This is a genomic window from Candidatus Woesearchaeota archaeon (assembly GCA_016928155.1).
GTDB lineage: Archaea > Nanobdellota > Nanobdellia > Woesearchaeales > JAFGLG01 > JAFGLG01.
The window spans coordinates 57,581-67,203 of the sequence record JAFGLG010000004.1; the positions used below are offsets into that span (position 1 = coordinate 57,581).

At 44.3% G+C, this 9,623-nt stretch carries 8 protein-coding genes; 2 read left to right on the forward strand and 6 right to left on the reverse strand.

Annotated elements, in window-relative coordinates; all coding sequences use genetic code 11:
• The first annotated feature begins 47 nt into the window (after positions 1-47).
• Both gap and JW968_01650 read left to right on the forward strand, forming a co-directional pair.
• Positions 48-1,043 carry a type I glyceraldehyde-3-phosphate dehydrogenase gene (gene gap / locus JW968_01645; GenBank protein ID MBN1385661.1) on the forward strand — a complete coding sequence of 332 codons (996 nt, stop codon included), beginning with the start codon at positions 48-50 and terminating at the stop codon, positions 1,041-1,043.
• Positions 1,044-1,050: 7 nt separating this feature from the next.
• Positions 1,051-2,334 (forward strand): phosphoglycerate kinase, encoded by a 1,284-nt coding sequence (locus JW968_01650; protein MBN1385662.1) that lies wholly within the window; start codon positions 1,051-1,053, stop codon positions 2,332-2,334.
• 89 nt (positions 2,335-2,423) lie between these two features.
• Here the strand turns inward: JW968_01650 and JW968_01655 are convergent, their stop codons facing one another.
• The 6 genes from JW968_01655 to JW968_01680 form a co-directional block, all read right to left on the reverse strand.
• Positions 2,424-3,938 carry a hypothetical protein gene (locus JW968_01655; protein MBN1385663.1) on the reverse strand — a complete coding sequence of 505 codons (1,515 nt, stop codon included), beginning with the start codon at positions 3,936-3,938 and terminating at the stop codon, positions 2,424-2,426.
• Between the two features lie 49 nt (positions 3,939-3,987).
• Positions 3,988-4,836: a hypothetical protein gene (locus tag JW968_01660; protein ID MBN1385664.1), complete on the reverse strand. Its 849-nt coding sequence runs from the start codon at positions 4,834-4,836 to the stop codon at positions 3,988-3,990.
• A 61-nt stretch (positions 4,837-4,897) separates the two neighbouring features.
• Positions 4,898-5,443 (reverse strand): hypothetical protein, encoded by a 546-nt coding sequence (locus tag JW968_01665; GenBank protein MBN1385665.1) that lies wholly within the window; start codon positions 5,441-5,443, stop codon positions 4,898-4,900.
• A 70-nt stretch (positions 5,444-5,513) separates the two neighbouring features.
• Positions 5,514-6,536, reverse strand: a complete 1,023-nt coding sequence (locus JW968_01670; protein ID MBN1385666.1) for a hypothetical protein — start codon at positions 6,534-6,536, stop codon at positions 5,514-5,516.
• The gene (locus JW968_01675; GenBank protein ID MBN1385667.1) at positions 6,526-6,846 is read right to left on the reverse strand and encodes a hypothetical protein; all 321 of its coding nucleotides are present in this window, start codon (positions 6,844-6,846) and stop codon (positions 6,526-6,528) included. Before JW968_01675 ends, JW968_01670 begins: the two co-directional genes overlap by 11 nt.
• A 181-nt stretch (positions 6,847-7,027) precedes the next feature.
• On the reverse strand, positions 7,028-9,623 hold a 2,596-nt coding region (locus tag JW968_01680), incomplete at its 5' end, for a hypothetical protein (GenBank protein MBN1385668.1).

Sequence of the window (9,623 nt, forward strand, 5' to 3'; positions counted from 1 at the left end):
TTGTTTGATTATTTTATTTTTTAGTCTTTGTCAAGAGGGGTGAAGTCATGGTAAGAGTTGCAATAAATGGTTTTGGCAGGATCGGAAGGCAGGTCTTTCAGGCTGGCCACGCTGATCCTGAGATTGAATGGGTCGCTATCAATGATCTTTCAGAGCCGAAGGTCCTGGCTTATCTTCTGAAGCATGATTCTGTGCATGGCCAGAGGGGTTATGATATCTCATATACTGAGCATAGCTTGATTGTGAATGGAAGGGAGATCAGGATATTTGCTGAGAGGGATCCCGAAAATCTTCCTTGGAAGGAATTGGGTGTCGACGTGGTTGCAGAGTGCACTGGCTTCTATAGGGATAGGGAAGGTGCTGGCAAGCATCTCAAGGCCGGCGCAAAGAAGGTCCTCATTTCAGCTCCTGCCAAGAGCCCTGACATCACTCTGGTCAAGGGTGTCAATGAGCATGAATATGACGGATCAAAGCATCATATTGTCAGCAATGCATCCTGCACTACAAACTGCCTCGCGCCGATTGTCAAGGTGCTTAATGACAATTTCGGGGTCAGGAGGGGGTATATGGTGACCACTCATGCTTACACTGCTGACCAGAAGCTCGTCGACTCCCCTCACAAGGATTTGAGGAGGGGAAGGAGCGCTGCTGTCAATATCACCCCCACGAGTTCAGGGGCTGCTGTCGCTGTTGCTGAAGTGATTCCTCAGCTCAAGGGGAAGCTCAATGGATTTGCTCTGAGGGTCCCTGTGCCTGATGGCAGCTATGTTGTGTTCACTTGCGAGCTGGATAAGGAGGCCACCAAGGAGCGCATAAATGATCTTTTCAGCAAGGTTGGCAATAATCATCTTAAGTCTGTTTTGGAGTATACTGAAGATGAGCTTGTCAGCAGTGATATCATCGGGAATCCTCATTCCTGTGTTTTCGACTCTGCTTTTACAGACGTCATAGGGGGTAATTTTGTTACTGTATGCGCCTGGTATGACAATGAGTGGGGTTACTCTAATAGGATGGTTGATATGCTGAAGCATCTGGTGAGATGAACTTGTGGTGGAACTGATGGGATATCTCAGGCTTAAGGATCTGCAGTACAAGGGTAAGAAGGTTATTGTCAGGATGGATCTTGACGTGCCTTTTGACAGGCAGGGCAACATAGCTGATGATTCAAGGCTTGAGAAGGCTCTTCCCACATTGCATTATCTTCTTGAGCATGATGCCAAGGTAATAATTATGGGGCATGTTGGCAGGCCTAAAGGTCAGGTTGTTGATTCTCTCAGGACTGACAAGGTGGCTTTGAGGATCAAGCGGCTTCTGGACAACAGGTATGATGTGAAGAAGCTACATGACTGCATTGGTGTGGAGCACGAGATTGGCTCAATGAAGCCGGGATGTGTTGCTGTTCTTGAGAATCTGAGGTTTCACGAAGAGGAGAAGAGCAATGATGAAGGATTCGCGAGGAAGCTCGCTGGTCTGGCTGATATCTATGTCAATGAGTCTTTTGCAACAGCCCATAGGGATAATGCATCAGTTACAGGCGTGCCTAAGTTCATACCCGGTGTCATGGGTCTTAGGTTCGAGCAGGAGCTCAGGATGCTTTCCATGATTCATTCGCCTGACAGGCCGTTTGTCGTCATAATGGGAGGCCTGAAGATATCTGATAAGATTAAGGTTATAGAGACCCTGCTTGAGAAGGCAGATGTCCTGCTTATTTGCGGGGCAATGGCGAATACTTTCCTGAAGGCCCAGGGCAAGGGGATAGGCAAGTCGGTTTATGATGAGGCTTCTGTTGATTTTGCCAGGTCATTGCTTTCAAAGAACAAGCTTGTTGAATACCCTAATTTCGACCAGAAGATTTACAAGGTGATCCTGCCTGTTGATCTGATCTGCGCTGAGAAGCTTGAGGAGGATTCGAAGACAAGGCTCTGCACTCCGAACAATGTCCCTAAGGATTATTATATCGTCGATATTGGGCCAAGGACTATTGCTTTGTATGAGGAGATAATACTCAATAGCCAGATGGTATTCTGGAACGGCCCGGCAGGATTCTTTGAGGTAGAGGATTTCGCTTTCGGCACTAATGAGCTTGCTAAGTTCATGGCCCAGACAACTGCCAGGACAATTGTAGGAGGCGGTGACACTGCTGAAGCTATCTATCGCATGAAGCTTGAGAGGAATTTCACCCATGTCTCGACTGGAGGCGGTGCTTCCCTGAAGTTCATCGAAGATAGTCAGTTGCCTGCTGTAAAAGCTCTTGAGGATTCCTGCAGCTCCAACAAAGAAGCCTTCAGGGATCTTAGGATTGCTGATTCTCTGCATCCTGAACTGCTTCATTGAGATAAGTGGATTGTTGGTTATGCAGATTTTATTGCATATTTTTCTTACTGAGCATCTCATAATCTGTTTCTTCCTGAAAATCCCATACCCTATTTCTTCCTGAGCATCTCATCCAGTCTCCTGTGCAGGTCAGATATCATCTCTGCTGCCTGGCTCCTGTATGAGTAGATGTAGTTTGATATGAATCCGATGCTGACAAGCCCTATCAGGAAGAACCACATCACTTCTTTCCTGATGTCTCCCCTCTTGATTGGAGGTACTTTTTCCAGCATTTTTCCTATGACAGGCATTTCTCTTATTTTTGATACTATCTTTGGTTCTTCTTCGTATTTTTCCCTCTCTTCGGTCTCATTTCCAGAGAACCCGGTTATATTGGATTTTATCTCTTCTTTCACTCTTCCAGGAGTGGTCATGCCTCCGCCCCCCATGCTCCCTCCGCCACCTGGTTTCTGGGCCTGTTTTTTCTCGGCGAGAGAGAATGCGCTGAACGAGCTGACATCGACGCATAGATGGTTTCCGTCAGCATAGCTCGCAAGCTCTGCATTGGCGCTTATGCATCTGCCAGTGCTGAAAGAGTAGCTGCATGTCAGTATGTACGCGTCTGCCGGATCGCTGAATGTGAATTTTGTCATGTCGAAGCATATTGTGGCATTTGAGTGGTTGAATTCAGGCTGTACGGCGACTGTCTTCTTGAACCTGTATATGTCTGTATCCTGCAGGGTCACATCCTCATCATACCTGAGTAGCAGGAGTATGTTGTCGGTTACCGGCACCCTTTTTATGATGAGATGATGGTCTGTCGAGTCCAGCCTCAGTATGTAGTAGTCTGTATTGAGGCTGAAGTTTGCTGTCTTGTTGGATGTCCTGTTCTCTAGGGTTGTAATGCCTGTGACATTGCCGAAGTTGTTGAATCCGGTGTCTGAGAGGCTTATGTTGTACTCATTCCCGTTTGTGCTGTTGGTTATGTTTAGCGACATGTTGACTTTCCTGAGATAATTCTGTATTGACACTATTATGCTCTCTGTGACATTGTTCTCGCCGTCGCTTACTGTGACATTCACTGAATAGTTCCCTGCATCAGCATATCCTGTCTGCCATTGCCCTGTTGAGTTTAATGGATAGCTGTAGTGGAAGGTCAATGGGTCGTTTTCCGGGTCGCTTGCATTCACTGTTATATTGACAAGATCTCCTTCTGTTGCTGTTATGTTTGAGATATCTGTGAAGTAGGGCGGGTCATTGTAGTCCACTAGGAAGGTGTAGGTGTCGCTGGTTGAGCTGGCCCCTCTTGTGTCAGTGCAGTTTATGCGCCAATAGTATTGCTGTTCTATGAGACTGCCCCAGTTGTACTGATATGTCCCGCTGATCAGTAATCCTGTTATGTTGAGCAGTGTCGTCGGATCGCTCTGGTTGTCCCCATAGATGTCACAGTATATCCCGTCCCCGTCAGGATCGGACAGGGTATAGTTCAATGTTGCCTGCAGGTCTGTCACGGTTGTGTCGTTTGCTGGTGTGTTTAGTGTTATTGCCGGAGGCTCATGCACTGAGAAGAATGCATTGGTGATTGTCGAGGAGCCGTATGATATGGGTATGACTAGCAAGATCATCAAAAGCATGATATACAGTTTTCCTTTGCTAATCTTTGGTATCATATGCTCACTCTGCTTTCACCTGTATGAATGCCTGGTACATCGGCCTTCCTAGCTTTGTCATGCCTCCTGATGTGTAGAGGTTCTTGTATTCGAGCACCCATTCTTTCTCTTTCTCATCGTCGACCTCACTCGAATCTATCCCGATCACATAATTCCCTGGCTCTGCGAATTCTGTCGCTGTTATCTTGAGTGTTATCTTCTTTGTGCCGTCGATTCTGTAGATGGGGAAGTTTGGCTCAAGGATGAATTCTTCAGGCCCTATATCAACCTCAAAGTACTTGGTTGCCTCATCTGGATCCTGCTGCACTGATTTGGCTCCTCCTGGAAGCTCATATCCTGTTGTGATTGATCCGGATGCTGGATATACCACATTGAGGTTCATGCCCTGATATGTCTCCACAAGGTATCCGCTCTTTATCCAGAATATTGCCTCTGACACCCCTCCCGGTTTCAGCACTGTGACTGAATCTGCAGGATAGACGCTGAATCCCTGTGCGCCGAACCTGTCTTTTGGAGGGCTCTGCAGCATCGGCACTCCGATATCCTCAAAGTGTGGGAACCATTCTGGCTGCTGCCAGTACTCTTCTCCTATTGTACTGAGGTCCTGGAGCTTCCCGGATATGACAAGGATTCTCATTTGGTAGAAATCCTCTGGAAATCCAGGCAGGTTCTTGAACATCGCCTCTGGAAGATAGTTTGGCCTCTCTGATTTTGAGGTTCCGTTCTCTGCTGCTGCTATCCTTTGTGCAAGCACATCACTGTAAGGTGTGTCATCCACTTTGTCTGGTGGGCCAGCACATCCAGTGATAAGCATTGCTGCTATCGCTATTAGCAATATGATTCTGTTTCTCATTGTTTCTCCTCCTCTTAAGGAAAATTAAGCCAGGGTATCAGTAAGATACCCAGCCGTTTCCTTAAGACTGGGTACCGTTTGTTGTTATTGTCCTCGTGGTTGAATCTGTATATGTGCATCCTGAATAGTCTGCTGCCATATACCACACGACTCCATTGCCTGCCGCGAAGTTGTTCTGCACTGCCACAGGTGTTGTTGACATTGCACTTCCTCCAGACTCTGCTCCTGTGAATGTCTGAGCTCCTGTCAATGACATGCATGCCGGCAGTGCTGTATTCAGTGCAACTGACAGGTTGATGGTCACAGTTCCTGTGTTGTTGTACTGGAATATTGGTGTGCCATCAGACTGGCATGTTCCTCCTACAACACATGCACTTATGTTGAACTCTGTTCCGCTTGTGCTGTTGAATTCTATGTCTGTTGTTGCTGCTCCTCCACCAGTTGATTCTACAGCTACCTGTCCTGGCAATGTCAGCGTGAATGCTATGTTGCTCGGGACATTGAAGTGCGCTATCGTTGTTATGTACTCTGACTGTGACATCGCGACTGGCAGCATCAATAGCAGGAATGCTCCGGCCACGATCAATGCATTTTTGTTCATTTTCATTTTTTATTCCTCCGTTGTTTGTTTTTCACTCATTTCCTGTCGAACTCTTGGATCCTTTTTCTTTATCACCTCATGTCTTGTGTGTGAGGGTCCTGTTTGTGGTGTCGCTCACTGTGACTCCGTTGAAGTCTACCCACATCCACACATCTCTTGTCTCGCTTGTTGCTATGTTTGAATAGGTTATCCAGGGTGTTGTTGTTATTGTCGTTGCGCCTGTCGGATCATTGTCTGTATCTCCTTTCAGCACTATGTTTGCTGGCATGCTTGCATTCAGGTATAGGCTCCAGTTCAATGCGATACTCCCTGTGTTCTGGAACTGGAAAAACGGCAAGGTATCATTCTGGCAGTCTGTGCTTTCTCCTACGCATGGAACAGTATTTGGTGAATTGTATCCTGTTGCATTGAAGAACATTACTCCTGTTGTTGGATAAGGTGCTGATGTATTGGATAATACAGGGCTCTGTCCTGGCAGTGTTATTGTGAATGAAAGAACAGGAGTCACTGTCACATTATATGTGACATTGAAATAGAGCACATCCCAAGTTATGTCAAAGTAGCCATTGGCCCCTGCTCCGGAATGCACCAGTTCTGACTTTGCCAGTGCTGCGTCTGATGCGAAGAAGTTGCTGCATGTCCAGCTCTCGAGTGAAGTGACATCGGTGCATGTCATTGCTCCTGGTTCTGTTGTTCCTGGGCAGGTTGTTGTGACTGCTGTGTAGCTTGCTCCGTGGTCTGCATCAACGCTTATGTCACATGTTTGTATTTCTGCTGTAGCTGACCACCATTTGTAGCAGAGCATCACTTTTGTTATTTCAGAGCAGTCAGTGACTGATGTGTTTGTGGAATTTATCCTCAATCCTGCCCAATACCCAGAACCTTGCTTCCTGACCTGATGTACCTCATAGGTTGTATCATCATAGAATAGCGCTGTTCCTGGGTATGTGTTGTCGCATACTGTGCCCCATGTGCCTGCTGATGCTGCTGCTTGCTGTGCGCGACAGTTGTTGATCCTTAGGTTCTGCATGACAAGCCCTGCAGCTGTTGATAATAGGATCATTGATATTAATGAATAGATGATGATTTTATTGTTCATTCCTGCACCCCTTTATCATGAGCCTTCCGTCTTCATCGAGCATGAATATGATTTTTTCAGATTTCTTCCATCCCTTCAGTTCTACAAGTGTCTTTGGTATTGTGAGGAGGTATTGTCTTCTTTGAGGATATTGCAGTACTGAGAATACTCCGCTTTTCTCTGCCTGCCTGTCAAGATGCACTGCTTTGCCATCCATTGAGAAGCTGATGATGTCTTTCTCTTTCCATCGCATTAACAGAACGAGATTCTTCGGAATAGTCAGTATGTACTGTTTGCTGTTCGGATACTGAAGTCTGCTGCTATTGCTCATTTATTCAGCCATTACAATTATTTTTATATATAATTTTAATATACCTTTCTGTAAATTAATATATAAAGATTGTGGTATATTTTATATATAACCAATTTATTTATAATATGGTAAATATATATAATTTTATATTTAATATATAAGATATAAAAATAGATATAAAAATAGATATATCACTTTCCTAGAATTTTTTCATCTTTTCTGGATCATGGTTCAGATACACATTCAGCACAATGGATATGCATGTCAGCAGTAAAATATAAAGCATCCACCTGAATCTTGCCGATCCTAATTTGTCAACAAGATAATATCCAGTCTTTTTGGCATTGCTCACAACTGGGCTCAGCATCTGCTCAATAAGTTCTATATCTTTCGGTTCTTCAATCCCTGCTTCAGTTTCTGCACATTTTCTCTGTTCAAGCTCTTTCAGCTGCCATGCCTCTGATATTCCATTAGTCTCATGCAGCTCGGCAGATTCATTCATCAGTCTTTTTGAGTCAGGATCGCAGTTATAGATGAAGTAACAGTCTCTTGTCTGAACTCCATCAGTGCATTCGCTCCATTCAGTGCATCCATAATATTTTGCACTGCACAGTCCTGTATAACCCCCGCCTCCTCCTGCGCCTCCGCTTCCTCCGCCTGTTCCGGATCCTCCTTCATCAATCTTTTTTGCGGCAAATGCTGGATCTCCTGGATAAACTGTAACATTGATTGTCTGATATTTTGTCATATTGATTATATTGTCCCATAACCCTAGGCAGTCTCGTCCAGTGAAATTGTAGTCAGCGCACTTGAATACTTCAACACCATAGTTGTACTGGTTTTGCAGTGTCACAATCACATACTCATAATTTGTCAGTGCAGGCAGGTATGATCCCATCTCAAGATATTGTGTTCCATCTGAAAATCCGAGAAGATAATCAAGTCCTAAGAAATCCTCGAGGAATCCCTGGTTTGCCACATACTTGAAGTCTAGCATCTGGATGAGTGGGTTATTGTGTGGATAAACAAATATGTCATATTCTGCGCCATAATCAAATGTCAGGTTATATAGCTCATCATCGACTGCTATCAGATCTCCTGTGCTGTTGTAGACTCTGATGTCTGCAGGCCATGTATTATTATTGACATCGAATATCTTGCCATTGAAACTATAGTTTGTGATGATCTGGATTGTCTTATTCGCTGTCCTTCCATATTGGTCAGCTGCGATGATTGTATAATCCCCTTCTGCAGTACCTGAGTTTAGCCATATTATGCTGAACTCTCCAGCTCCATCTGTGGTTGTAAGGTTTGTATAGATAACACTTGTTGCATTGGTGATATTGATTGTGACATTGGCATTCAGGCTGAATCCTGTTCCATTTATCTCCACTTCAATATCTGGAGCATAGATATCATATCCTGTGGATATCTCAGCCTGTACATCTGTCACTGTGAAACGGGTATCTGATTCATTCCGATTACCATCATTGTCTGTGGCTATTATTGTTATATTATATTCCCCAAGCATTGTTGTATCGCTGAACACTCCACCCCAGAGTCCTGATGTTGAGTTGTACACGAGATTTATCTCTTCATAGGTGCTGTCCCAAGTCACATTTGCAATCACTGTTCCCATATTATTATGATATGGATCAGTGACATTGATTATGATGCTCACGCTATCATTCTGGTCAATGCTTGATCCGGATGAAGGCTCCAGGATATCTACTGCAGGTGCTGTCACATCCTGTATTGTGAAATTTGTCTCTGTCACATTCCAATTTCCATAGACATCAGTAGCATTCAAGCTTATATCATACAATCCAGGCCAGGAGGTATTGGTAAACACATACTCATAACACCACTCAGTGCCATTGAACACAAGCTCAGCAGATTCATATGTGCTGTCCCAACTGACATTGGCAGCAATCGTCACATTCTCATCAACACAGGCAATTATCATAACATCATCAGACTGATTGAACACATCACCGGCAGGCTCCACAGTTATAAAAATCGGAGGATCAGTATCAACAACTGGATTAGCAAGAGTCTTATTAATATTTGACACACCCGTATCATTCACATTACCTACATGATCTCTAGTGTGGATAGTGATAATATAATTCGTATCCGACAACAAACCAGTCACATTAACAAAATTAACAGGCGCCGACAAATTAGCAACCCAACTATCATTAATAAAGATTACAGTACCATTAAAGTCAGCATCAACAGGATTACTCCAATTCCAGAAAATACTAGAGTTAGTCTGTGATAGCGACTGAAGATTAGCAATCGATCCAGGTGGAGTAGTGTCAGGATAAACAACCTCTATGACAGCAACAAACACCTCGACACTGTTGTTGTATTGGTCAGTTGCTGTAAGGTTCAAAGTGTAGTTTCCATCAGCAAGGCCTAGTGGAACCGTATAAGTAAGTGGCAATACACTTGAATTCTGCACAACATGAGGCCCCTGTACATCAACAATCACTCCACTCCAATTGTAAAGCAAGAAAGTCACATTTATTGGATACTCATCCGATGTCAGGTTGACTGAAATGTTCTCCTCAGACCCATTATTCAGCACAGGACTGATAGGTTCTGATGTGATGTTTGTCAGGTTAGGAGGTATCATATCAATGACATCCTGTATGGTGAAATTTGTGTATGTTCTGTTCCAATTGCCTAGTTCATCAGTTGCATTCAAAGTGATATTATACACACCAATCCAAGTAGTATTAGTAAAGATATACTCATAACACCACTCAGTGCCATTGAACACAAGCTCA

What these genes read in the sequence shown, in the direction of transcription:
- gap (MBN1385661.1), top strand. Translation starts at nt 48, where the DNA reads ATGGTAAGAGTTGCAATAAATGGTTTTGGCAGGATCGGAAGGCAGGTC.
- JW968_01665 (MBN1385665.1), bottom strand. Translation starts at nt 5,443, where the DNA reads ATGAAAATGAACAAAAATGCATTGATCGTGGCCGGAGCATTCCTGCTA.
- JW968_01675 (MBN1385667.1), bottom strand. Translation starts at nt 6,846, where the DNA reads ATGAGCAATAGCAGCAGACTTCAGTATCCGAACAGCAAACAGTACATA.
- JW968_01670 (MBN1385666.1), bottom strand. Translation starts at nt 6,536, where the DNA reads ATGAACAATAAAATCATCATCTATTCATTAATATCAATGATCCTATTA.
- JW968_01660 (MBN1385664.1), bottom strand. Translation starts at nt 4,836, where the DNA reads ATGAGAAACAGAATCATATTGCTAATAGCGATAGCAGCAATGCTTATC.
- JW968_01655 (MBN1385663.1), bottom strand. Translation starts at nt 3,938, where the DNA reads ATGATCTTGCTAGTCATACCCATATCATACGGCTCCTCGACAATCACC.